Below are 523 nucleotides of genomic sequence, written 5' to 3' on the forward strand. Positions count from 1 at the left end.
GCTGTCCTCATCGGGGTTCTTGGTGTTCGCGCTGTCTGTGGTTCCGGTGTGGTTGGTGTCGGGGTGGATGGTGTTGATGTCTTTGTGGGGGCCGGGGTGGGTGGCGTGGCCGATGGTGGCCATGATTTTTTCGTATTGGGGGATGGTGGTGTAGCCGCTGATCCTGATCATCCCGCGGTAGGCGCGGTGGAAGCGGATGCCTTGCCTGGCGGTCAGTTCCCCGGTGGTGGGGGTGTCCCCGTCGGGGTCGATGTGGGTGATCGCGCGGGTGCCCAGCCGGCGCAGGAAGTCCGGGTTCTGTTCCTGGGCGTGGGTGGTCATGGTGCCTTCCAGCTCCCGGGCCAGTTCCGCGGTGGTGCGCCCGGCACGGGCGAGGTGGGCGGCGTCGGCGGTGTAGTGCGAGGCGACCAGGGCCTGCTCGATGCTGGTCGTGCCGGCAAAGAACGCCCCGGCCAGGACCGGCTGGTCCGGCTCCGTGGCCACGGTGGTGAGCGCGTCCGTGGCGGGCAGGAAATGCCCGGCC

General features: G+C 68.8%; 1 protein-coding gene. It reads right to left on the reverse strand.

Features of this window, described 5'->3' with window-relative positions; all coding sequences use genetic code 11:
- Nucleotides 1-523, reverse strand: a 523-nt coding sequence (locus tag MMF96_RS19465; protein WP_256884484.1) for a DUF222 domain-containing protein, incomplete at both ends; no start/stop codon positions are given.

The sequence above is a fragment of the Arthrobacter sp. STN4 genome (genome assembly GCF_024539665.1).
Taxonomy (GTDB): domain Bacteria; phylum Actinomycetota; class Actinomycetes; order Actinomycetales; family Micrococcaceae; genus Specibacter.